This is a genomic window from Paenibacillus salivarius (assembly GCF_051307165.1).
Classification (GTDB): Bacteria; Bacillota; Bacilli; order Paenibacillales; family Paenibacillaceae; genus Fontibacillus.
Genome location: NZ_CP195592.1, coordinates 4,543,158 through 4,567,009 on the forward strand (window position 1 = coordinate 4,543,158; position 23,852 = coordinate 4,567,009).

A 23,852-nucleotide genomic window follows, 5' to 3' on the forward strand; every position below is an offset into this window, starting at 1 on the left:
CCTTCCTACGCTTTGCGGAAAAGCCGACTTTTTGAACATTTCATTATACCAAAAGTATACTCCACATCGCCGGCATCCTCAAGCAACTGTGATTTTGTTGACAGCTTTTTCCGCACTGAACCCCTTTACGCTTGTTGTCCCTTTTCAAAACCGGGTTTATAATAGGTAAGTGATTTAATATGCCCAAGGATGGATCCTCATAGGATCATCTTAAAGGAAACGGAGGTATCGTCATGTTCACTGCTGTAACCCCGAACACCGATCAAAGAATGGCTGAAATTGTGGAAAAAGTCAGACGAGGCGAACGGTTGACCCTTGAGGACGGGGTATACTTATATAAGAGCGACGATTTGTTGACCATCGGTCAGTTAGCGAATGAGGTCAATTTGCGAAAGAACGGCAAAAAGGTTTATTTTATCGAAAATATGAGCCTTTATTTTACGAATGTATGCGAATCGCATTGCGCCTTCTGCAGCTTCCGTAAGGATCAAGGCGAAGACGGCTCTTATACGTTGACCGGCGAAGAAATGATTGCGCACGTGGAGAAGCACATTACCCCTGGGGTACGCGAGTTCCATATCGTGGGCGGGCACAACCAGCATGTGCCGTTCCAGTATTATGTTGATTCCTTGAAAGCTCTGAATGAACGGTTCCCGGATATTACGCTTAAAGCGTATACCGCTGCGGAAATCGAATTTTTTACGCGCATCAGCGGGCTGAGCACGAAGGAAGTATTGACGGAGCTGCAAAAAGCCGGACTCAAAACGTTGACCGGCGGCGGCGCGGAAATTTTGTCCGACCAGTACCGCGAAAAAATGAAAGTCGAAAAAGCGAACGTCGACCAGTACCTGGATGTGCACCGCACCGCGCATCAGCTGGGGATGAAGACGCATACCACGATGCTATACGGCTCGATCGAGTCCCATGAGGACCGGATCCGGCACATGATCCAAATCCGCGAGCTGCAGGACGAAACCGGCGGATTCATGGTATTCATCCCATTGTCCATGCAGCCGCGCAACAAAAATGCGGGCATCATGCGGCGCAACTCGGCCTATGAAGACCTGAAGACCATCGCGATCAGCCGCCTCATGCTGGACAATATTCAACATATCAAGGCGTACTTTATCAATATCGGGGCTCAGTTGACCCAAGTCGCGCTTTCCTTCGGCGCTTCCGACGTGCACGGCACGATCGTGAACGAGCGGATCAGTCACGCGGCCGGAGCCCTTACTCCGGACGGCCTTACCCGCAAAGAGCTCGTATGGCTCGTGAAAGGAGCCGGGCGCATTCCGGTTGAACGCGATACCTTCTACAACGAGATTGAGGTTTACGAATAACGCTTAGCGGACGAGACAAAACGCCGCGGCAGAAGGGAAACGATCCAGATGAAGCAATTCGTTATTCTCGGTGGAGGTTACGGCGGGACCACCATCATCCATGAGCTGTTCAAAGGCCAGATTCCTGAAGATGTGCAAATTACGCTCGTGGACCGCCTTCCGTTCCAAAGCTTGAAGACCGAATACTATGCGCTTGCGGCCGGCACGGCATCCGATTATGAACTCCGCGTGCCGTTTCCCCACTACTCGGAAATCAACAAAAGATATGGCGAGGCGGTTTCCGTGGATCTGGAAAGCCGGCGGATTTATTTTGCCGATGAGGCCCAGCCGCCTTTGGAATACGATCAGCTGGTTATCGCTTTGGGGTGCACTGACAACTATCACGGCATCCCGGGGGCGGAGGAGTTTTCCTGCAGCATTCAATCCTTCCCGGCCGTACGGGAAACCTATATGAAACTGAACAACGCCAAGCCACACAGCAAAATCAATATCGTTGGAGGCGGGCTCAGCGGAGTCGAGATTGCCGCCGAATTGCGGGAAAGCCGACCGGATCTGAACATCACGCTGATCGACCGCGGCTCCCGGGTTCTGTCCGCTTTTCCTCCAAAGGTATCCACCTATGTGACGAAATGGTTCCATGAACACGATGTACAGACGCTCTCCCATATTTCGATCCAGTCCCTGGAGGAAGGCGTCATTCATCATGAGAACGGAGACATCCTGTCCGACGTGACCGTGTGGACGGCAGGCATCAAGCCGGTGGAAATCGTTCAAAAGCTGAATGTCGCCAAGGATCGTCAGGGACGAGTGCTGCTGAACGAGTATCATCAAATCCCGGATTACCCGGACGTGTTCGTTTGCGGGGACTGTGCCAGCCTTCCCTTCGCTCCAAGCGCGCAGGCGGCCGAAGGACAAGGGCATCAAATCGCGCACATCGTGATGGCGCAATGGAAAGGCGAGACGCCGAAGCTTCAGCCGATCCGGTTAAAGGGAACGCTTGGTTCCCTCGGCAAAAAAGCCGGCTTCGGCCTGATGGGCAAAACCCAGGTCACCGGCCGCGTGCCTCGGCTGCTTAAAAGCGGCGTGCTCTGGATGTCCAAGCATCATCTTGGATAATAGCCGTTATTCATCGATCATCCTGATCTCTTCCATCATTGCCAGTATTCGTTCATACAGTCCTTCGGCGGTTTCGGCCTCGACCGTTTCGCCGTTGACCAAAGCGTACGGGGACATATAGCAAAGGCCGCATCCCGTAAGACAGCCGTACTCGATGACTTCGCAGTCATGCTGTTCTTTCAGCCGGTTCAGCACCGTATCCGTGCCGAAGCCGGCATTGTTCGCACAAAATTCGATGATCGGCTTCAAAATGGTGCCCTCCCTTGATGAAGCATTTAAATTTGAAGCTTTTTGTAATATAATATATAGGAAAGGAAAGGAGTTGAAAACAATGAGCGAAAACGTACAAGATAAATTGTATGACGAAGTGCTGGAGGTTCTGGACAAACTCCGCCCCTTCCTGCAACGTGACGGCGGCGACGTCGAGCTGGTTGACGTGGAGGACGGGATCGTCAAATTGAAATTGATGGGTGCCTGCGGCAGCTGCCCAAGCTCCACCATCACCCTCAAAGCAGGTATCGAACGCGCGCTGTTTGAAGAAGTGGAAGGCGTTCAGGAAGTCGTACAAGTATTTTAATGATAAAATAAATACGGCCCCCCGGGTTTCCGGTCGGGCCGTGTTTTTTTGTATTTGGAGCAATTCAAAAAAATTAATTTCCCGGTTTGATCCAAGGACGGATCGGGTCCAGACCGCCGGAAATGTCCATAATATTGCCCGTGATAAAATCGGAATCCGGATGGCACAGAAATGAAATGACGCGCGCGATATCCTCTCCGCTGCCGGGCCGGCCAAGCGGCGTTTCCCCGTCGGACAGCCCGCGGGCTTCCTCGATCGTAATTTCCTTGTTCCGGCCGCGGATATCTCCGGGGCAGACCATATTGACGGTGATGCCGAAAGAGGCTTCCTCGACCGCAAGCGTTTTAGTAAAGGAAACTAGCCCTGTCTTGGCGGCGGCATAAACGGCGCGATGCGGCCAAGCGCGGGATTCCGAGGCATGACCAAAACCGAAATGCACGATCCGTCCCCATTTTTTCGCTCGCATATCCGGTAGAACCAGATGATCCAGCAGCATCGTGCCGACCAGATTGCCGTCGATCATAGCGAGAATTTCCTTCTGGCTGTAATCGGCGAACAATCGGCGCTCCCTGATGAACGGCCCCGCATTATTCACCAGGATATCGACCGTACCAAGCGTCCCGCGTACCTGATCCACCAGCAACTCGATGTCCTCACGCCGGGAAACATCGGCCTGAACGGCGATACAGCGAACCCCGATCCGTTCGATCTCTGCCTGAAGAGCGCGGGCCTCCGGCTCGCTATGTACGTAATTCAGCGCGATATGGCAGCCTTGCTCCGCCAACGTCAGCGCGGTTCTCTTGCCCAAACCTTTGGCGCTTCCCGTAATCAGGGCGACTTTTCCCACCAACGTCTTTCTCCTCCTCGCGAGTGCTTCTATGTATAAAGTATAAAAGATTTAAAGCTTTCCTACAAACCGGCGGACACAAAAAATCCCGCTGCGGGAAAGCAGCGGGATCGGTAATAACAATGGATTCCATTCATTAGAACGCAGGAACCAATGCACCTTTATAAGTGTCTTCGATAAACTTTCTAACATCCTCGGAAGTGAGCGCCTTGGCCAGCTTCTGAATCGCTTCGGAATCTTTGTTGTCCGGACGGGCAACGAGCAGGTTCGTGTACGGCGAATCCTTGTCTTCGATGAACAAGGCGTCGGTCGTCGGATTCAAATCGGCTTTGATCGCATAGTTCGTATTGATGATGGCAAGATCGACTTCTTCAAGCTGGCGCGGCAGCATCGCGGCATCGGCTTCGATGAATTTCAGGTTTTTCGGATTTTCCGTAATGTCCTTTTGCGTAGCCAGAATGCCGGCTTCCGGATTCAGCTTGATCAAACCTTGCTTCTCAAGCAGCAGCAAAGCGCGGCCGCCGTTACTTGGATCGTTCGGAATGGCGATTTTCGCGCCGTCCGCGATTTCATCCGCGGATTTCAGCTTTTTGGAATATGCGCCCATCGGCTCAACATGCACGCCAACGACGGATACAAGGTCAAAATTGTTTTGCGTGTTTTGCTCGTCAAGATATGGCTGATGCTGGAAGTAGTTCGCATCCAGTTGTTTTTCGAATACTTGAACGTTCGGTTGTACATAGTCGGTGAATACTTTAACTTCGAGCTCCACGCCTTCTTCTTTCAGCTTAGGCGCGATAAATTCAAGGATTTCCGAATGAGGCTCCGTTGCACCGACGACCAGTTTAACCGGTTCGGCGGAAGTTTCCTTGTTCCCCGCGTTGTTCTCCGCAGCCGGCGTATTTCCGGCGGCCGAGTTGTCGTTTGCCTTGTTGTTGCTGCCGCAAGCCGCAAGCACCAAAACCAAAGCCAGCGTCAACAACGAAAGTGTCCATTTTTTCATAACAGTATGCCCTCCCAATAATATTTTTTTTAAAATAAGGACGTGAATCTCAGAAGCTCTATATATAGTAATTCCTTATTTCCGCGTAAAATAAATTACCAATCGGTCGCCCAGCATTTGCAGCGCCTGCACCAGGATGACCATGAAGATGACGGATACGATCATCACTTCCGATTCGTAACGGTAGTATCCGTAACGGATCGCCAAGTCGCCGAGTCCGCCGCCTCCGACCATTCCCGACATCGCCGTGTAGGATACGAGCGTTACCGCCGTAATCGTCATCGCAGCGATCAATCCGGGCAGCGATTCCGGCAGGAGCACCTTGCGGATGACCTGAAACGAAGTGGCGCCCATCGCATGCGATGCCTCGATCACCCCGCGGTCCACCTCGCGCAAGGCCGTTTCCACCAAGCGGGCGAAAAACGGAGCAGCCCCGATCACGAGCGGCGGGATCGTTCCCTCCACCCCGGAGGAAACGCCCATGATCGCCCGTGTTACGGGAATCAAGGCGACGACCAGAATAATGAACGGCACGGAACGGATGATATTGACGATCAGCGACAGAACCCGGTATACCCAACCGAGAACCGCCGAGTTCGACCGGGAAAAGGTGTAAAGCAGGACGCCGAGCGGCAGGCCGATCACAAACGTCAACAGGGTTGAATAACCCATCATTTGCAGCGTATCCGTCGTGGCTGTCCCCATTTCGGACCAGTCGATTTTGGAAAAATCCAAGTCGCCCATTAACCGATCACCTCCACATCAAGATCCCTTTCCTTAAGCAATTTGAGCGTGCGCTCGACCATCTCGTCTTCTCCTTCAAACGACACCGTGAGCTTGCCGTACGGCATGTCCTTAATCGTCGAAATCGTTCCTTGCAAAATGGCGAAATTGACTCCGGTTTCCCTGACGACCTGGGACAATACCGATTCGTACGTCTTGGCTCCGAGGAACGTAATTTTCACCAGCTTGGACCAGGCCGGATGAGGAACCGATGCCGCCAACTTCAAGCCTTCTTCCCCGGCCTCCATCGTTGCATCCCGGTTGATGAACTCCTTTGTGACCGCATGTTTCGGTTTCAGGAAAACCTCGGTAACGGGTCCTTCTTCCACGATGCCGCCTGCATGAATGACGGCGACCCGGTCACAAATGCTCTGAATGACGTGCATTTCATGCGTGATCAGCATGATCGTCAGGTTAAACCTCCGGTTAATATCAAGAAGCAGCTTCAATATGGAATCGGTCGTTTGCGGGTCAAGCGCCGAGGTCGCTTCGTCGCAAAGCAGCACGTCCGGATCACTGGCCAAAGCGCGCGCAATGCCGACGCGCTGTTTTTGTCCGCCGGAAAGCTGGGACGGATATTTATTCCGGTGTTCCTCCAGACCGACCAGGGTCAGCAGCTCATCCACCTTTTTTTGAATCTCGGCTTTCGGCGTACCGCTTAGCGTCAGCGGAAAGGCGACATTGTCGAATACGGTGGCCGATGACAGCAAATTAAAATGCTGAAAGATCATGCCGATCTTGCGGCGCTGCTGTTGAAGCTCGCGCTTGCCCAGTTTCGTCAGTTCGACGCCTCCGACCCAAACCTCCCCTTCCGTCGGGCGTTCCAGCAAATTGATGCAACGGATCAGCGTGCTTTTGCCTGCCCCGGAATGACCGATTACCCCAAAGATTTCCCCTTTGTTCACCTTCAAATTCAATCCGGATAACGCGGTGGTCGTCTTTTTTTTGCTGCCGTATATTTTAGTGAGCCGTTTCAGTTCGATCACAACGGTCAGCCTCCTACTCTACAAATTTCGAGAAATTTCGCAAAAACCAAAAAGAGAGCCCGCAGATTCGGAGGGCTCTCTTTACGTAAAGACAATGCCATCTCATCTGCCAAAACCGGGATATATTATTATACCACGCGGTTTTGAAGGAATTAGCACCATGACACTCGTTCCCGCCGTCATCCGGATAATTCCGGCCTGTACCAGGATTCGAATCGGTTGCTGGGCTTCATCGGGCCTTTCCCTCCGCCTCTCTCGATAAGAAAAATATAAAGTTATGTTCAAAAATCCGACGTTTTGAACTTGAAAGTAATATGATAAACGTTATGGAATATTTCAGAAACTATTTTAGAGTATAGAAGCTTTAGGCCCTTTTGTCAAAGGAAAAAATACGCAATCTACAATCCTTTTCTCCAGCGCTGATTCGTATATTCGAAAACCGTCTTTAGCGTTTCGCACACCATCTTAAATCCTTGCTCCAGGTCGCGCAAGTGCTGGTCGAGATCCTCCAGCTCGATCTTTCCCTGCAACGTCTGCTGGCGCTGCCAAAGGTCGTCTTTCATTTCCGAGTTCATGTAATGGATTTCCGTATTCCGGCGCCGTCTTAACACGCCCAAAGCCTCTTTATGCTCCTCCTTGATCCGGGTCAACCGGTCGCCCAGGTCCAGATGCACCTTCATGTACCGGAATTGCCGGAGAACGGTAAAGTAAGAAAAATGCGCCTTGACCTTCGACGTTTTGAGATCAAAAAGCTCGTTCAGCACCGTTCCCAATTTATCCAGCGTCGAAAATACTCGAATGAATCCGTCTTTATAAAAAAATACATACCTGGCATAATCCCCGCGCTCCGCCGGATCCATGTCATCCACAAATCCGTGCACAACCTTTTTACGAAAAAAGCCGGCGGCGTGCAAACATTGCTCCAGCTCGTCCAGGGAGGAGATCAAGCCGAGCGTCCAAATTTCCAGCTTCCGCAAATCGCGCGTCGGATCCTGGCTGTTCTCCGTCTCCTTCTGCAAGAGCTTCGTTGTACGGATCATCGCATCGATGGCCTCTCCGAGCAATCCTTCATTTTGCCTTGGCGGTTCGCCGAGCAGGCTTCGCAGCATGTTGTTTCCTCCACTTCCCTCTGAAAAATGCGCTTCCTTAACCCTTCCCGAAACCGCCGGCCCTCATTCTTCAATGATGGACGAAGCTTTAGGCGTGTTCGGCAAGCCTTCGTTTGTTCTGCTCAACTGCCACGTTCTGACCGACAAATAACTAAGCACGCCGAACAGGGCCGCCAATACGATGATATGAGCAAGCGAGGTGAACAGGTATACCTCGTAATTGGTCAACGTGAATACGATGCTTGCCCCCGTCAGTACCTGGACGATTACAAGGACGGTGGCGGCTACGCCCAAACTGCGGATTTCCCGGTTGCCCGGGTGCTTTCGATAGGCGAAGTGGCCGACGGTCGCAACCACGATGAGCAGCAAGGCCGCCCCCACCCGGTGAGTGAAGGCGATGCCGACTCCGCCCGAGAGTTCGGGTATCAGGTCCCCGTTGCAAAGCGGCCAGCCCGAACAGCCTCCCGCGGAATCGGTATGGCTCACATAAGCGCCGAGATAAACGACGATATACGTGTACGCCGTGGCCGCCCAGGTCAGATTGCGGAAGCCCCGGGAAACGTTATAACGCGGTGGCGCCGGCATTTGAGCTTCCCTTGTTTCGTCTTCGCGGATGCCGAGCACAAGCATCACCGAGCTGGCGAACGCGATCAGGGAGAAGCCGAAATGAAGCGCCATTACCGCGGAAGACGTAGGATACACGACCGCCATTGCTCCCATGAAGGCCTGGACCATGACGAAAACAAGCGCCAGGAATGAATAGAATTGCAAATCTTTACGCTGTTTGCGGTACAGCCAAAAGGCGACGAAAGCGCCGAGAGAAAGCAGTCCCGCCGCGCCGCTGATCGCCCGGTGCGAATATTCGATCATGGAGGCGATCGTGTGAGCAGGCACGAATTTTCCGTGGCAGAGCGGCCAATCGTTGCCGCAGCCGAGTCCTGATTCGGTTTTGGTTACGACACTCCCGCCCAGAGTAGCCAGAAACATGACAAAGCAGGACAGATAGCTTAGCCATTTTAATTGCTTCGTATTCAAAACGTTTCACCCGCTATATCAGAATATAAAATATGTACAAATTATGAATGTACCCGGTTTCATTATACCCGATAGTATGGGACGATTCATAGACAATCTGTGACAGAAAGTTCACAATTGCAAACATCGCCTCCCGGAAAGTCCGGGGGCGATGTGAGTTTTTTCATTTTAGTTTATATAAGATGAACGTTCAATTTGCCCATCTTCCAAACCATGAAAGTTCTATTCTTTTCTTTCCGCCGTATCGCGAAGCGTATGATATACGTCGAGCGCCTTGTTCAGAAAATCTTCGATCTCCTCGCGCGATTTCCGGAGCTTATTCACGAACCGTACCAATTCCCGGCCATCCGCGTAAGCGACGAAACTCGGAATTCCCAAAATGTTCTGCTCTTGGCTGACGTCGCCCACTTTATCGACATCCACCTCGATCAGTACCAGACGGTCCTTGTACTTCTCTTCGACTTCCGGCATGAAAGGATCGATAAACTTGCAGTCCACGCACCAATCGGCTTTGAATACGGCGACGACAAGGCTGCTGGATTGAATGCTTACATTGAATTCGGCTGCGCTTTGTACCTGCTTCATAGGTTTGATTGCTCCTTTCGTGATCCGAATTAATACTTCATGTATTCTCTTTTTAGTCAACCAAAATGCGGAGTGGAAGTCAAATTTTTGGCCATACTGAGGATAGGAAGTTTCCAATCGGTTAGAAAGCGAGGTTTCTTCATGAAACAAAGTCCTCGTGAACCAGAGCGTATGCCGGAAAACACGGGCCTAAAGGAAATGATAAGCCGGCTGCCGTCCCTCATCGGCAAAGCCTTCAAGGGCACAGCCGCCGGCATTGCCGAATCCGGCCGGCTGCGCGAGGAACGGATTCCCCTGGACTGGAATGACGCTTCGTCGCGCACGGTTACTGCTGAAATCGAGGACTTGCTTCGGCGAGGCCCGGTTGCCCGTCCCTCGCTCGAAGAGTCCTGGAGCAAGGCCGACCTTACTTTGGCCGAGGAAATCTCGCTCGCGACCCGCCGCGCCATCAGCAGCAATATTACGCGTACCGAGGCGTATCTCGCTTGTTATCGCGCCTACCCGGAATTGCACTGGGCGTTTCTTGCCCATATGGTGTCCCGGAACGCCGGCTGGAACATGACGGACCTGCGCGGCAGAATGGCCGACTTGTTGGACGAAAAGGAGAAACGTTCCTATTATCGGTTCCTTGAACGGAGCAACGCCTTGATCTTTCAGGACGCCTATCCGCAATTGCTCCTTTACATGAGAAGCCGCGAACTCGGATCGAGCCATTTCCATCTGCTTCCCTATTTCCATGTGTCCCGGTTCATGCGTCCGTTCTGGGAGCGGTTCTGGATTGACCGGGGCAGCGCGCTGCTGACGGTCGGACTGATTATCAACGAGCAGAATTATATCGAAAAGCGGGTCATCCGCCACCCGTATTATCAAAAGCATATTACGGAAAAGCCGGCTTTTCATCTGCAGAGCCTGGCGGGGATGAACCAGGTCGTATTTCCGCTGCTGGAGGAAATACCCGAGGATGACGGCAGGCCGGGCCGCAACGAAGTGCACCGCCTGGCGGGGCGCGTCGTGTCCGACTTCACGGGCCTGCCGGACCGCATCGCGCTGGGCAAAAGCCTGTACGCGATGCTGATGGGCCTGCGCGCCGTCAAGGACGGCGCGCAACGCTTCGCCGAGCGGGTGCCGCACAGCGGCTCGCGCGCGGACTATTGGCCGGACTTGTTCACGGCCAATAAAGAAGAAGCTCTGACCGCCCCTAGGCAGGGGTCAGAGCTTCTTGACGGCGAGGCGCTGCCTCCCGGCGCGCGCCTTTACAGCCCCAAGCTGCTGGACGCTTGGGGCGACACGCCCTACGAGCCAATCTCCAGGGAGGATTGGCTCACGGACCACAGCGCGCTGGACGGCATCAGCGCGCCGAAGCCGCCGCTGCTCTGCGACATCAGTCGCGAACACCGCGGCGGCATCGTCAAAGCCGCCCTCGCCCACGATGCGGCGGGGGACTAAAAAGGCCGCTCCGCGCTAAGCCGGAGCGGCCTCCATCGTGTTACCGGGCCTGCTCACCCGAACGCTGCAGCCGCATAAGCGGCGACAGCAGCTTACGCAGCGGCCCCGGATAGCTGGACAGCTCGTCCTTGCGCACCACGCGCAGCAGGACCAGCATCACCGGATAGAGCGCGACAACCGCCACGCCGACGATACCGCAGGTCAGGAAGTAGGCGAGCCGGTCAGGCATGAGCGAAACCATTTGGTTGCCGGCCTGATTCAGACCATAACCTGCGCCGCCCAGCACGACCACCGTCAATATGAACCCGATCCACCGGTTTCCCATGATCGAGAATGGTACGATTTTTTTCATCGTGTACACGTTCAACATTGTAATTACGAAGAAGCATAGTCCCGTAGCTGACACGATACCGTAAATCCCCCACAACGGGGCTAATGCCAAGCTTGCGATCAGTTTGACTGCCACTCCGATCGCCACATGCACCATGGACCTTGTTGCTTTATTAATCCCGAGCAAAATCGAGTTACTGGTCATCATCGTAATCTGAAAAATCGTCATCACCGTGCAAATCGCTACGACACCGCTGCCGTCAAGGGAACTAAAGAGCAATCCGTTCACTGAATAAGCAGCCGAACAGAGCGCAACAATGATAGGCATCCCGGTCAAAATGGAAATCCGCATGGCCAAAGTAACCTGTTTTTGCAAATGCTCATGGTCTCCCCGGGCAAACGCGGCGGATATAATCGGCACCAGCGACTGGCTAAGTGCGATAGCCAAAATCGGCGGAATCCCCGCAATCATTTGTCCGCGGTTTCCGAGTATTCCCAAAATATAAGTAGCTTGATTCCAGCCAAGCTGCCCCCTAAGCAGCGGTTGAACGATCGAATTATCGATCATATTGACCGCCGGCACCGCTAGAGCAGTCAGTACTATCGGAATTGATAACTTAAATATGTCGGTGTAAATTTTTGAATAGGGGACGCGTTTTTCCGCGGATTCGGCAGTCAATATTCCGTCCGCCCGATCCTTGCCCCGGACCTTAAAATTATAAACCACCATGACTAGAAGTGCGGCAACTCCACCGAGAACGGCACCAAATGTCGCTCCAGCCGCAATCTTTTCCCCGGAATATCCCCAATGATAAAACAAAAACGCAAGCGCAATCCCCGTAATGACCCGCACGATTTGTTCAATAACCTGGGAAACCCCGCCGGCAATCATAATGTTGCGCCCCTGCAAATAGCCCCGAATGATCGCAATCAACGGAAAAAGAAGCAATGCAGGCGCCAAAGCACGCATCGCTATTGCCGACTGCGGTACGCCGGATGCTTTAGCATAGGCAGGTGCAAAAATGTAGAGTAACACAAACATGATTACACCCGCGGTAGCGGCAAACATCAACCCCGCGTGATATACGCGTCTGGCTTCTTCGGGACGATCAAGTGCATGGCGTTCCGATACCATTTTACTTAATGTGCTTGGAATTCCCGCAGTAGCCAGCGTAAGCAGCAGAAAATAAGCCGCATTAGCTTGTGAATACGATGCGTTACCCACTTCTCCGAGTATATGCTCTAACGGAACACGCTGGAATAAGCCAAGCACCCTCGCTATGAGTGCCGCCCCCGCCAAAATCAGCGTCCCTTTAATAAACGATTCTTTCTTAGACAAAGACAATTCCTTCTTTCTAGAAGATGATCCATATAAAGAAAACAATGATCATGACGAGCTGAAGCAACACTTTGACGACAATGCTGCTGAACAGGCCGACGACCGAACCGACCCCGACTTTGAAGGCCTTGTTCAATGTTTCGCCCCTGATGAGTTCTCCGATCATCGCCCCGAGCAAAGGCCCCAGGATCAGACCGAAAGCCGGAATGACGAACGGCCCGATGATAATGCCGATGGTACTCAGCCAGACGGATAGCTTACTGCCCCCGAACTTTTTGACCCCCCATGCCCCGACGGCGTAATCCGCCACCAGGAGGGCGATGACGATAAGCGTCTGTATGATCCAGAAAAACCAGCCGAAAGGTTCAAACGAAAAGAACCAGCCGTACACGAAAAAAGCGAAATAAATCGCAATGACGCCGGGCAAAACAGGGTATATCGCTCCCGCCATCCCGATCACGAACAGGGCGATGACCAGGATCCAGCCAAGCACATCCAGCATATCAGGACCACTCTCCTTTAAAGTCGCTCCGGTTATGCGTTAGGCTCCCCCTCCGTACGTCACCTGCCGGCTTGCTGCCGCTAGCAGCTGCGCACTCCTAAAGTTCACCTGCCCATAACCTCCGCTTTTGTTATATCAAAATATAGTCGCGAATAATATGCGCGATGCCGTCATCATTGTTCGAAGCGGTCACCACGTCCGCATTTTCCTTAACCGCTACTTGCGCATTCCCCATCGCCACGCCGAGTCCGGCCGCTTGAATGGCCGCGAGATCGTTCAGGCTGTCGCCGACCGCCACCGTTTCCGACATGTCGATCCCGAGCAGTTTGCAGACGGTCCGGATGCCGCTGGCCTTGTTGATCCCTTCCGGGTTCACTTCCAGATTGTACGGCGACGAGTTCGTAATTTCCAAGCCGCCGAGATCCTGAAGCTGCATCAATATCCGGTGACGAACCTCGGCATTTTCCGTATGATATCCGAATTTCAGCCATTGGTCCGTGTCCAGCAGCGAAAGCTTCCAATTTTTCTCGTTATAGCTGCCTTCTACCGAATGAGCCCAAAACCAGACATGATGCTCCTGGGCAATCGCGTACATCTTGGCGATGATCGCTTTGTCGAACAATTCCCGGCGATACAGTTCACGGGGCGATTTCCACACTTCGCTGCCGTTTACGGTAATCATCGGCGTCTCCAGTCCCAGCTGTTTGCCGAACGGGGCGGCTTCATCGTAGCTTCTGCCGGTCGACAAGCAGACGTGGACCCCTGCCGCGGCTGCCTTGTGAATCCATTTTTCCGTCTCCGGCGAGATTTGGTGATTATCGTTCAGAAGAGTTCCGTCCATATCCAATGCAAGCAATTTATACTTCAAAAGTAATCCTCCATTTCTGTCCGTTGTCCGATAGCATAACGCCATTTTATCACAAACGCCCGACAATTTCTCTCTGAACAGCTTCGTTCCGGCTCCAATGCTATTTTGATCGGCGAGCGGCAGATTTGACGGAATAAGCGAAGCAGGGAAACTTGCCGGGGTAGAGGCACGCTGTGTTCTTGGACTCGTGCGCTATTGATGCGCGCTTTTAACGAATCTGGATAATCTTATTTGGCTCATATCGTAATGAAAAAAATTCTAACGAAACGAGGTATCGCTATTCGGCTCATTTAAGCCCCAGAAAGGCACTTCTAAAGAAAATAGCGTGATGTAGATTCGTTAAACATTCGCTGCGACGCTTTTTACCCAAATAAGGTTATCCAGTTTCGTTAGTCCATAAGGACGCGTCGGCGTCATTCGATGTATCCTTTAAGATAACGTACCGCGGCTCGCCGAAGTTTGGATTCATCGCTCCGGACCTCCGATTTTCAGCAGATATCAAAAAAAGGCCCCCATGTTGTTCATGGGAACCTTTATTCACCTTAAGCCGCCGCCGTCTTCAACCCGCGCCGCTTCCTGCGGCGGGCCACCAGACCGTGCAGCGGAGAGAATACAAAAGCAAGCACGAACAGCAACCCTGCTACCGTGATCATGGCCCCAGCAATGGAGGCGTCAAGCCACTTCGCTGCATAGTAGCCGCCCGCCGAGCTGACCGCACCGACCAAAACGCTGTAAAGCAGCATGATGCTGAGCCGATCCGTTAATAAGTAGGCGGTCGATGCCGGAACGATCAGCATGCCCACAACGAGAATCGCGCCGACGCTTTCAAAGGAAGCGACCGTGGACAGCGACACCAGGCCCATCAGCAAGTAATGGAACAACGCCACCGGAATCCCGACCGCCGCCGCCAAAGCCGGATCGAACGCGCACAGCTTGAACTGCTTATAGAACATACCGATCACCAGCAATACGATCAAAAGCACGCCGCCCAGCATCCACACAGCGGCCGGTCCCATGTCGTACCCGTTTATGATCAGCGTATCCCACTGCACATAAGCGATCTCGCCGAAAAGCACACAGTCCAAATCGAGGTCGATATGCGCGGCGTTCCGGCTGATAATGATCACCCCCACCGCAAACAAAGCGGTGAACACGATCCCGATGGAGGCATCCGATTGCAGCCCTCCGTTTTGAAGCGTTTGGATCAGAAATACCGTAATCAACCCGAGCACGGCGGCCCCCACCAGCATAAGCAGCGAGTCCCGCGTGCCGCTGACCAGGAAAGCAATCGCGATGCCCGGCAGAACCGAGTGACTGATCGCATCTCCCACCATTGCCATCTTCCGCAGAACGAGAAAGCAGCCCAACACGCCGCAAGTTGCCGCAACCAAGGTACCCGTTAAAATAATCCAAAAATCCGCCATCAGTCCGCACTCCTTTCCGCCGTGTGGGTTTTGGAAATGATCGCCCGCTCCGCGGCACCCGCAGCATATCCCTGCTTTACATCGCTTCGCTGACGCATGCGCCGGAGCAGACGTGCTACCAATCCCCGGTTCGGCGCAAATACCGCGGACACCGCAAACAAAAGCGTGGCTGCCATCACGGTTACCGGTCCGGTAGGCAGATTCGACAACGTGCCGCTGATCAGCGTTCCGGTCACGCCCGAAAGCGCTCCGAACAGGCCCGCCAACACGATCATCACGCTCAATGCGTCGGTCCAGTACCGCGCCGCGACCGCGGGAGTGATCAGCAGCGCGGCGACCAGCACGACCCCGACCGCCTGAATGCCCACAACGACCGCAATGACGGTCATCAAGTGCAGAAGCTGCTCCAGCAAGCCGACCTTGAGCCCCATTCCCCGGGCGAAGCCGGGATCGAAGCTGACCAGCTTGAATTCCTTAAACAGCAAAGTGCATGCGGCAACCAGAATCAAGGACACGATGCCCACCAAGTACACGTCGGACAGCATCATGGATGCCGCCTGGCCGAACATATATTTGTCCAACCCGCTTTGATTGCCGTTGCCGCTGTGCTGGATTTTGGTCATCAGGACGACCCCGATTCCGAAAAAGACGGACAGCACGATCCCCAACGCAGCGTCTTGTTTTATACGCGAATAACGCGTAATGACATGTATTCCAAAAGTAGCGATTACACCCGAGACCATCGCGCCGAGCATGAATAGCCCGATCGATTTGACTCCGCTCAGCATAAAAGCGATACATATCCCCGGCAGCGCGGCATGGGCGAGCGCGTCGCCGACCAGACTCTGTTTCCGCAAAAAGGTAAACGAACCGATGACCCCGCTGCCCAATCCAAGGAGCAGCGATCCCATCAGAATCCATTGCATATTCGGATCGGTGAACCAGTTCATCAATGTGGAGAACATCGGCTTACACCTTCCCTGCGGGCACGGCGGCAAAATCCTGAAGCATGGCGATCCTTCCGCCGTATGTTTGTTGAAGATAGTCGGGCGTAAAAACATCCTCCGTCGGCCCCGCTGCAATCAGCTTTCCGTTCAGCAGCAGGACATGATCGAAATATTCCTGTACGGTGGAAAGGTCATGATGAACGACCAGCACCGTTTTCCCGTGCTCCTTCAACTCGTGAAGCAGTTGGATGATCGCTTTTTCCGTCGTCGCGTCCACCCCGGCAAACGGTTCATCCATAAAGTATAGCTCCGCGCTTTGCGCCAGCGCCCTGGCCAAAAATACGCGCTGCTGCTGTCCTCCCGACAGCTGGCTGATTTGCCGTCCGGCATAATCGGCCATGCCGACTTTCGCCAAACACTCCATGGCGATATCCCTCTCTTTTGCGCCAGGACGGCGGAACCAGCCCAAATGACCGTATCGGCCCATCATGACCACATCCAGCGCATTCGTCGGAAAATCCCAATCCACGGATTCGCGCTGCGGGACATATCCCACGTTTTTTCGTTGTTCGCGGTAAGGACGGCCGAAGATGTTCACTTCGCCTTCCACCTTCGGTATCAACCCGAGCACCGCTTTAAGCAAGGTGGATTTGCCTGCGCCGTTCGGGCCTAGCACACCGATCAGCTTCCCCGGCGGTATTTGAAACGAAACCGAGCTCAACACCGGTTTCTTTTGATAGGCGACCGTTAATTGATTGACCTCCAAAGGATAGGTGGTTGTCATCTCTGTTTTCACTCCTTTTCCTGGGCTATTGCACCCTTACATTTTATTTCAATGCTTCGGTAATGGTGTTCACATTGTGACGGATCATTTTGATATAAGTGTCCGCGTCCGATCCGGGCTCTCCAAGGGAATCGGAGAAAAGTTCCCCGCCGATGTTGACGTCATGCCCCAGTTGCTTGGCTCCGGCAATGACCGCTTCCATCGATTTGGTCGGAATGCTGGACTCGACGAACACGGCTTTGATTTTGTTTTCCACCAAAAAATCACGCAGCTTGCTCACATCCTTGGAACCGTATTCCGAAGCCGTGCTGATGCCTTGAAGGCCCATCACCTTAATGCCATAAGCATCGCCGAAATATCCGAAGGCATCATGCGCCGTCACCAGCACGCGTCCGGACTCGGGAATCTCCGCAATTCGCTCCCGAACCTCCGCATCCAGCGCATTCAATTCCGCGATATAAGCCTCGGCGTTCTTTTGGTAATCGCCGGCATGGCCCGGATCATACTCGGACAGGGTGTCACGGATCGTTTCTGCGGCAGATATCCAGTGTTTGACGTTGAACCAGATGTGCGGGTCGTATTGCGAGCCTCCGGCGTCCTTCCCGGAACGCAGCTGCGAAGGATCAATGTCGCGGGAGACGGCTACCGTCGGTTTCCGGTTCTCCAGCTTTTCAAAAATTTCCGTCATCTTACCTTCCAAATGCAGCCCGCCGTAAAAAATCATTTCCGCTTTGTCCAGCTTCTCGATATCTCCCTGGGAAGCTTTATACAAATGCGGATCCACGCCCGGTCCCATCAGGCCCTTTACCTCCACTTCGTCCCCGCCGATTTCCCGGACAACGTCCGTAATCATCCCGATCGTCGTGACGATTTCAATCTTGCCGCCATCCTCGGCGCGCTTGTGCTCACCCGGTCCTCCTTCGACCTTGGAGCAAGCGGCAATCACGATCAAGGCCAAAATACTCAGCGTCATTTTCGCACGCTGCAGCGGGCTTTTCTTCACCTGAATCTTATCCATAGCTCTCTCTCCTCCCCATGTATTGTGGCATCAACGCCTATTTGTTGTACAAGTAAATACTTGTTTCCTTACACTTTAACTTTTAGTCATATATAAAAAAGTTTCCCTAAGGCAAATTTTAAGGGATGAACATACAAAAAGGCAAGAGGAATTTTCCTCTTGCCTAAATCAATTTATTTTATTGGCCGTTATTTCCGTTTCCGGCTGTTTGATTTGTTGCAGCATTTCCTGCATTTTCGCCGCCTGTTGCATTCTGTCCGGTTTGCTGATTTTGTTTCTTTTTCGGCACCCCGTCAAGGCCGTATTCCTGATCGTAAGCATCGAAGATTTTCCGTGCCACAGGCGCGGCACTCCAGGCGCCGAATCCGCCTTCCGGAATAATGACAGCAACGGCCAACTTCGGATTTTCGCGGGGAGCGAAAGCGATAAATACCCCGTTATCTCTGTTTTTACCGGCAGCATATTGCTCCGAGGTACCCGTCTTCCGGGCAAAATCATATGGGAATCCCGAAAAAGCCGACTTCACATCCGTCTTCATCCCGCTGATGACTTCTTTCCAGTGAGATTCCTTAAACTTGACCTCGTTAAGCACCGTAGGCTTAAATTCTTCAACAATATTGCCGTTTTCGTCCGTGATTTTGCTGACAAGATGCGGTTGCATCCGTTTGCCATGAGTTGCCAGCGTAGCGGTATACTGGGCTAATTGCATCGCTGTGTAGCCTCCGTTCTGTCCAAAGGAAGCGTAAACCAAACGTGAAAGTGCAGTTTCAGACTCATTTTTGTAGCCCAGGCTGCCAAGAAATTCTCTCGGCAAGTCTATGCCGGTGGATACTCCGAGTCCGAATTCCTTCATGTATTTATCCCATACATCGATCCCGTCCGCTCTATACTTGTTATATAGTTTTTCCCCGACCATATCGACCATAAATGTATTGGAGGATTTTTGAATAGCCTCGTGGGGTCTCATTGATCCATATGCATGCGAACCGGAATTTCGCACACTCGAAGAGTCGTTCTTGCCAAAATAGGCAATCCCCCGGTCCGGGTAATACGTAGTCGTTGTAAACAAATTCTCGTTCAATCCGATCAAAACGGAAAGCGGCTTGATCGTGGAACCTAGCAACACGTTCGAACCAAATTTATGTCCGGACTGGCCGGAACTATATGGGGTAATTGTTCCGTTCTGATAATTCGACATGATTTTTTCCCAATCTTTCGGATCAATGCCGCCGCTTTGCCATACGTTCGTATCATAATCAGGCATGCTGGCCATGGCCACCACATTGCCAGTTTCGACTTCCATCGCGACGGCATATCCGGTTTTTGCATTGGGATGAACTTCACCGGAAACCGGATTTTTGTGAACCCAATCGATCTGGTCCAGAATCGCTTGTTCAGCGATCATTTGAATATTTTTGTTGATCGTCGTATGCAGATCGTATCCTTTTACAGGCGGAGTCACCTCAGCAATACCTGTGGCCATGTTGCGCGGATCGATAGGCACGCTTTTGAAGCCGTTCTTTCCGCGGAGTTGCTCCTGATAGTAGAGCTCCAATCCGTCGTATCCGACGAGCTCGGTTTCCGTATATTGCAGGGCCGGATCCTGGTCCGTTTGCTCCCTGATATTTTTATAATACTGGAGATCCGAGGCCTCGGTTGTCGACGCATTGGAGAACTTCTTCAAATACCCGATCGCCTGGACCGCCACGGTATCCTTGTCATAATGCCGGATACTTTCCTCAACGACCTCAATGCCCGGAAACTGATCTTTATTTTCCAGGAAATAAGCCACTTCCTCATTCGTCAGATCCATTTTGATTCTGCGCGGAGCGAAGCCCCCGCTCTGCTTGTAATCAAGGTCCATCGCCTTAATGACGTCCTCTGTGGTCATCGGTTCGATATTTTTATTCCCGAATTTATCGAATACTTCTTTCAGCTTATCGGCCAGCGCCAGCGCTTCCGGGCGGTTTTTCAGCCCCCGTTCGCTTTGGCTGTAATCCTTTTGCAATGTAATGTACAAAGATTGCACCGGCGTGGAGTAGGCGAGCTTTTCGCCCCCTGCCGCATAAATGGTCCCGCGGATCGGAGACATCGGTACATCTTTTACCCGCATCGAGGTTTCCTGTGCCGACAGGCTCGGGCCTTCAACAAACTGCAAAATCGCCAAACGTACGATGATAACGGTAAAAATAGCAAAGGCGCTAAAGAAAAATATATTCAGGCGTATATTGAAATGACGCTGCATCGACGCTTCCTGTTCGCGCGGGTCTTCGGTATACACACTTTTCATGTTTCGTTTCTCCTCTTATGTTTCCTCATCTTCATTTTGAACATATCTATATTAACATAACGGGCAAGTGTATGGCGAAGTTACAGTGTATTGCCAAATAAGGCCACTTTATGGTCTTATTTCGGCAAATTTTCTTGCTCACAATAATTTAAGGGACATTTTGGGCCTTATTCGGGTCATTCGGTTCGAAAATACCGCATTTGGTATGCCGACGGATCGAATAAGGCCATAAAACGGCCTTATTTTTATATAAAGCCATGAAAAGTGAGAATTAAGGACACAAATGTCCCTTATTTCAAAAAGAAAAACACCATCCCCCCAAAAAAACAGCGAGGAGATGGTGTGCGGGCCGCTAAACGAGGAAATGGTGATTGTGTGTGCCACTCATCTAAGAAATGGTGCGTTCTTGCTCAACAGGGAATAATGCCCGCCGTCAGCAGGGAGATGTTCTGCCACTTCAACAGGGCAATGATACATCCCACTCAACAAGGAGATGGCGCTCAGCCTTCACTAGGGATATGCCGCATAAAGGTTAACAAGGAAGTTGCGGCGGAGCCGGCCAACCTAGAAATGGCCCTGACTGTTAACCTCAGTGTTGGTTCCGATCCGTTAACCTCAAATAAGTTTATCCGGGATATGCGTTTCGCCGAAGGCGGCGGGATTGAACCAATCCCCGCTGGAGGCCCAGGTGGAATCGAGCGGTACCCATTTTTCCTTTTCGGACAAGTACACTTCGTTCCATGCATGCGGGCCGTATCCGCCCCGTCCGTCATAGCCAAGCCCGGTCACGACCTTGACTTGAAGCCCGACCGAACGCGCCATTACGGCGTAAAGCCGGGAATAGTCGATACATACCCCGCGTTTCGTATCAAAGGTATTTTGCGGCGTCTGTTCCCGCCAGTTTCCGTTTTTCTCGTAATCCTCAACTTTGTCGTAATCATAGGTCACCCGGGATCCGACCCAGTCATAAAGACGGCGTGCCTTCTCCTCATCCGTCTTTGCCCCGTCCGTGATTTGAACGGCGGCCTGCCCGATGTCCCCTGGGATATCGGCATCGATGACTTCATATCTGCGTTGGAAGATCCCGTTCAGTTCTTCTTCCACGCTACGCGTAAATACCGGCAGCTTCTCTTTGATCAGATTGCCGGACAACGGTTCAATGACCGTTTGCGCTCCGTGCTGATATACGGGAGATGACTCTACATAGCGGCTGAATCCGCTGTCCGGAAACAGCGTTACCGATATGAACAGCAGGGCGATGACAAGCAGGCAGCGGGCCGCGCCGATCACGCCGCCGATGCCTGCGCCCGCAAGCCGGCTAAGCAGCGTGGCGGGCCGTTCCCCGCCGAACACGAGCCTCCCGAGGAAGCTGCTGCCGCCAAAGGCAAACGCGGCAACGAGGCCGAGCAACGTCCGGATCAGCCAATAGCCGAGCATGAACAGCACGGCGAACCTCATCAGCGGAAAATCGCGGATGGCGGTGAGCAAGGTGTAGTAGATCTGCTCCCAGCCGGATAATTCGCGCGCGGGCAGTTCCACGCCGGATAACCAGCCCTGGACGCGCGGGGATAGCCAGAGCGTCAAAGGAATGGAAGCCAGCAGGCCAAGCACGGTAAGCACGCCCCCGCCGAGCAGGGATACGAGTCTGCCGGCGCTTCGGGACGCGCCGCGCAATAGGCCCTGCAGGACCGAGAACAACAGGATGCCTAGCAAGGAAGCGGAAACCAAGTTGATATCGGTGATATCCATCATTACTTCGAATTTCGCTTCGCTTCCTGAATGAAGGCTTCCAGCGTGTCGCTGACCTTCCATTCGCCCAGGGATATTCCCTGGAAGGATACCTTCACCTTATCGGCGCCTTCCGATCCGGTGACCTCCAGGTTCGGTGTCGTGATCGTAAACGTGCCGTCCGGATTCTTCTTCAGTTTCGCTTCCGTCGCTTCCTTTTTCATCATTTCCAGTGCAGCTTCCTTCGATTTGTCCATCGCCTGCCCCGTGACCGATCCAACCACTTGCCCTACATTGGACAGATCTTTCAGGGTAATTCCGCTGTAGATGATCACGGCTCCGGCGATAACCAGAACAAGCGCCCATTTTACTACGGTCTTCACAAAATTCAAAATCAGAAACAGCACGACCAGCGCTACAACGATGACCAGCCAGTTCTGTTTCAGAAATTCGGTCCATACCTGCAAATCCAAATCCAACATGACCCACGCTCCCAAATCCTTATATTTACCTATCATTATACATGATGGCCCAATCCGGTGTCAGCTTAACCAGGATTTGGAGCATAAGTTCGTCCTTTGGAACGTACAAGTAGAGCATAACCACTTTCGTTGGGGGAGGCACAAGGCAATGAAAATGGCAATTTGGCTCTATTTCTTTATGTTCCTCGCGTTTTTCGACTTGCATGCCCAATATCCGATTTTGACGCCGTTCGCTCTTTCGCTCGGCGCGGCCCCGACATTTATCGGCTGGATGATGGGCATTTACGCGCTGACCCATCTCCCCGGCAATCTGTTGGCTGGCCAAGGCGTGGACCGGCACGGAAGCCGGGGGTACATGATATTCAGCCTGATCGGAGCCGGGTGCATTCTGCTGCTGCAGGCGCATGTGACCGAGCCTTGGCAGCTCCTCGTGCTTCGCTCCATCAGCGGGTTCGTCCTGGCGTTCCTTTCGCCGGCATGTCTTGCCATGCTTGCATCCCTGGGTAAGGATCAGGTTCATCAAGGCAAGCTGATGGCCGGACACGGCGTCGTTCATACGTTCGCCTCCGTCGTCTCGCCTGCGGCCGGGGCGTTTCTCGTCGCCCAAACCGGTTATTCGCTAACCTTCCAGTCTCTCGGCTGGCTGCTTATTGCCACGGGCATCATCGCGATGTTCACGATTCACGAGCCAAGCAAAATGACCGGTCAGCCCGGCATGGCCAACACGCCGAAAATTCCGGTCAAGATCAATATTATTCCGCTAAAGCACTACCTGCTTCCGCTCGCCGTCTCCTGCTCCCAGGGAATCCTGTTCTTCGAGCTCCCGCTTCAAGCGGGAGGCACCTCGGGCATTATGGATACCGGAATCTATTTTTCAATCATCAGCCTAGGGGCGCTGGTGACGCTGTCCATGCTTTTTCTGAACCGCTATTCTCCGTATACTCGTGCGATTATGGGTATACTCGGCATCGCGCTGTCCTTTTTCGCCTTGGCGGCTCTCGACTTTGTCCCGCTGCCGGTCGCTCTTTTTGCGCTCGGCATGTCCAAAGGCATCACCTTTCCGGCCCTGGCATCCATGTTTATCGATCTGAGCGGCGGCAAACGGCTCGGCACCGTGTTCTCGCTGCAGTCCATCGCGATGTCCATCGGCTCCTTTATCGGACCCATTGCGGCCGGGATGCTGCACGGAAACCAATCTCCCTATTTTTACGCGTTTGTCTTGCTCATGGTCGTTCTGCTGTTTACCGCGCCAAGAAAACCGGAGGCCAAGTCCGCACCTCCCGCAGCACTGGGACCGACCGGGATTTAGCCTG

The 23,852-nt window shown here is 52.9% G+C and carries 23 protein-coding genes and 1 riboswitch; of the genes, 5 read left to right on the forward strand and 18 right to left on the reverse strand.

Annotated elements, in window-relative coordinates; genetic code table 11:
- Nucleotides 1-233 precede the first annotated feature (233 nt).
- Nucleotides 234-1,340: an aminofutalosine synthase MqnE gene (gene mqnE / locus ACSFXJ_RS21020; protein WP_435922309.1), complete on the forward strand. Its 1,107-nt coding sequence runs from the start codon at nucleotides 234-236 to the stop codon at nucleotides 1,338-1,340.
- A gap of 48 nt (nucleotides 1,341-1,388) precedes the next feature.
- A complete protein-coding gene (locus ACSFXJ_RS21025; protein WP_435922310.1) occupies nucleotides 1,389-2,456 on the forward strand; it encodes an NAD(P)/FAD-dependent oxidoreductase in 1,068 nt (355 codons plus the stop codon).
- Nucleotides 2,457-2,462: 6 nt separating this feature from the next.
- Here the strand turns inward: ACSFXJ_RS21025 and ACSFXJ_RS21030 are convergent, their stop codons facing one another.
- Nucleotides 2,463-2,705, reverse strand: a complete 243-nt coding sequence (locus ACSFXJ_RS21030) for a YuzB family protein (RefSeq protein WP_435922311.1) — start codon at nucleotides 2,703-2,705, stop codon at nucleotides 2,463-2,465.
- Between the two features lie 82 nt (nucleotides 2,706-2,787).
- Between ACSFXJ_RS21030 and ACSFXJ_RS21035 the strand changes: the two genes are divergently transcribed.
- The gene (locus tag ACSFXJ_RS21035; protein ID WP_114496928.1) at nucleotides 2,788-3,033 is read left to right on the forward strand and encodes a NifU family protein; all 246 of its coding nucleotides are present in this window, start codon (nucleotides 2,788-2,790) and stop codon (nucleotides 3,031-3,033) included.
- Nucleotides 3,034-3,106: 73 nt separating this feature from the next.
- Here ACSFXJ_RS21035 and ACSFXJ_RS21040 read toward each other — a convergent pair whose 3' ends face one another.
- The 7 genes from ACSFXJ_RS21040 to ACSFXJ_RS21070 all read right to left on the reverse strand — a co-directional run bounded on the left by ACSFXJ_RS21040 (nucleotide 3,107) and on the right by ACSFXJ_RS21070 (nucleotide 9,381).
- Nucleotides 3,107-3,883, reverse strand: coding sequence for an SDR family oxidoreductase (locus ACSFXJ_RS21040; RefSeq protein ID WP_435922312.1), 777 nt, complete (start codon nucleotides 3,881-3,883; stop codon nucleotides 3,107-3,109).
- Between the two features lie 133 nt (nucleotides 3,884-4,016).
- The gene (locus ACSFXJ_RS21045; protein ID WP_435922313.1) at nucleotides 4,017-4,883 is read right to left on the reverse strand and encodes a MetQ/NlpA family ABC transporter substrate-binding protein; all 867 of its coding nucleotides are present in this window, start codon (nucleotides 4,881-4,883) and stop codon (nucleotides 4,017-4,019) included.
- A 75-nt stretch (nucleotides 4,884-4,958) separates the two neighbouring features.
- The gene (locus ACSFXJ_RS21050; RefSeq protein WP_435922314.1) at nucleotides 4,959-5,627 is read right to left on the reverse strand and encodes a methionine ABC transporter permease; all 669 of its coding nucleotides are present in this window, start codon (nucleotides 5,625-5,627) and stop codon (nucleotides 4,959-4,961) included.
- Nucleotides 5,627-6,652, reverse strand: coding sequence for a methionine ABC transporter ATP-binding protein (locus ACSFXJ_RS21055; RefSeq protein WP_435922315.1), 1,026 nt, complete (start codon nucleotides 6,650-6,652; stop codon nucleotides 5,627-5,629). The genes ACSFXJ_RS21050 and ACSFXJ_RS21055 overlap by 1 nt, the downstream gene beginning before the upstream one ends.
- Nucleotides 6,653-6,751: 99 nt before the next feature.
- A riboswitch (SAM riboswitch) is annotated at nucleotides 6,752-6,917 on the reverse strand.
- A gap of 133 nt (nucleotides 6,918-7,050) precedes the next feature.
- Nucleotides 7,051-7,761 (reverse strand): Cthe_2314 family HEPN domain-containing protein, encoded by a 711-nt coding sequence (locus ACSFXJ_RS21060; RefSeq protein ID WP_435922316.1) that lies wholly within the window; start codon nucleotides 7,759-7,761, stop codon nucleotides 7,051-7,053.
- A gap of 63 nt (nucleotides 7,762-7,824) precedes the next feature.
- Nucleotides 7,825-8,796, reverse strand: coding sequence for a COX15/CtaA family protein (locus tag ACSFXJ_RS21065; protein WP_435922317.1), 972 nt, complete (start codon nucleotides 8,794-8,796; stop codon nucleotides 7,825-7,827).
- Between the two features lie 222 nt (nucleotides 8,797-9,018).
- Nucleotides 9,019-9,381: a thioredoxin family protein gene (locus ACSFXJ_RS21070; RefSeq protein ID WP_435922318.1), complete on the reverse strand. Its 363-nt coding sequence runs from the start codon at nucleotides 9,379-9,381 to the stop codon at nucleotides 9,019-9,021.
- A gap of 141 nt (nucleotides 9,382-9,522) precedes the next feature.
- Between ACSFXJ_RS21070 and ACSFXJ_RS21075 the strand changes: the two genes are divergently transcribed.
- Nucleotides 9,523-10,827, forward strand: coding sequence for a DUF2515 family protein (locus tag ACSFXJ_RS21075; RefSeq protein WP_435922319.1), 1,305 nt, complete (start codon nucleotides 9,523-9,525; stop codon nucleotides 10,825-10,827).
- A gap of 40 nt (nucleotides 10,828-10,867) precedes the next feature.
- Here the strand turns inward: ACSFXJ_RS21075 and ACSFXJ_RS21080 are convergent, their stop codons facing one another.
- The 10 genes from ACSFXJ_RS21080 to ACSFXJ_RS21125 form a co-directional block, all read right to left on the reverse strand.
- On the reverse strand, nucleotides 10,868-12,496 hold the full coding sequence (locus tag ACSFXJ_RS21080) for a putative polysaccharide biosynthesis protein (protein ID WP_435922320.1): 1,629 nt from the start codon (nucleotides 12,494-12,496) through the stop codon (nucleotides 10,868-10,870).
- A gap of 16 nt (nucleotides 12,497-12,512) precedes the next feature.
- Nucleotides 12,513-12,995: a DUF456 domain-containing protein gene (locus ACSFXJ_RS21085; protein ID WP_435925825.1), complete on the reverse strand. Its 483-nt coding sequence runs from the start codon at nucleotides 12,993-12,995 to the stop codon at nucleotides 12,513-12,515.
- Nucleotides 12,996-13,128: 133 nt separating this feature from the next.
- Entirely contained in the window at nucleotides 13,129-13,911 is a 783-nt protein-coding gene (locus ACSFXJ_RS21090) for a Cof-type HAD-IIB family hydrolase (RefSeq protein WP_435922321.1), read from the reverse strand.
- A 497-nt stretch (nucleotides 13,912-14,408) separates the two neighbouring features.
- Complete coding sequence (locus tag ACSFXJ_RS21095) at nucleotides 14,409-15,290, reverse strand: metal ABC transporter permease (protein ID WP_435922322.1); 882 nt, start codon at nucleotides 15,288-15,290, stop codon at nucleotides 14,409-14,411.
- Nucleotides 15,290-16,255: a metal ABC transporter permease gene (locus ACSFXJ_RS21100; protein WP_435922323.1), complete on the reverse strand. Its 966-nt coding sequence runs from the start codon at nucleotides 16,253-16,255 to the stop codon at nucleotides 15,290-15,292. Before ACSFXJ_RS21100 ends, ACSFXJ_RS21095 begins: the two co-directional genes overlap by 1 nt.
- A gap of 4 nt (nucleotides 16,256-16,259) precedes the next feature.
- Nucleotides 16,260-17,021, reverse strand: a complete 762-nt coding sequence (locus ACSFXJ_RS21105) for a metal ABC transporter ATP-binding protein (protein WP_435922324.1) — start codon at nucleotides 17,019-17,021, stop codon at nucleotides 16,260-16,262.
- Nucleotides 17,022-17,064: 43 nt separating this feature from the next.
- A complete protein-coding gene (locus ACSFXJ_RS21110; RefSeq protein WP_435922325.1) occupies nucleotides 17,065-18,039 on the reverse strand; it encodes a metal ABC transporter solute-binding protein, Zn/Mn family in 975 nt (324 codons plus the stop codon).
- Between the two features lie 178 nt (nucleotides 18,040-18,217).
- On the reverse strand, nucleotides 18,218-20,329 hold the full coding sequence (locus ACSFXJ_RS21115; RefSeq protein WP_435922326.1) for a peptidoglycan D,D-transpeptidase FtsI family protein: 2,112 nt from the start codon (nucleotides 20,327-20,329) through the stop codon (nucleotides 18,218-18,220).
- Nucleotides 20,330-20,944: 615 nt separating this feature from the next.
- Nucleotides 20,945-22,081, reverse strand: a complete 1,137-nt coding sequence (locus ACSFXJ_RS21120) for a transglutaminase domain-containing protein (RefSeq protein ID WP_435922327.1) — start codon at nucleotides 22,079-22,081, stop codon at nucleotides 20,945-20,947.
- Complete coding sequence (locus tag ACSFXJ_RS21125; protein ID WP_435922328.1) at nucleotides 22,081-22,539, reverse strand: hypothetical protein; 459 nt, start codon at nucleotides 22,537-22,539, stop codon at nucleotides 22,081-22,083. Before ACSFXJ_RS21125 ends, ACSFXJ_RS21120 begins: the two co-directional genes overlap by 1 nt.
- 148 nt (nucleotides 22,540-22,687) lie before the next feature.
- Here ACSFXJ_RS21125 and ACSFXJ_RS21130 point away from each other — a divergent pair, with 148 nt between their 5' ends.
- Entirely contained in the window at nucleotides 22,688-23,848 is a 1,161-nt protein-coding gene (locus ACSFXJ_RS21130) for an MFS transporter (protein WP_435922329.1), read from the forward strand.
- The last annotated feature ends 4 nt before the right edge of the window (nucleotides 23,849-23,852 follow it).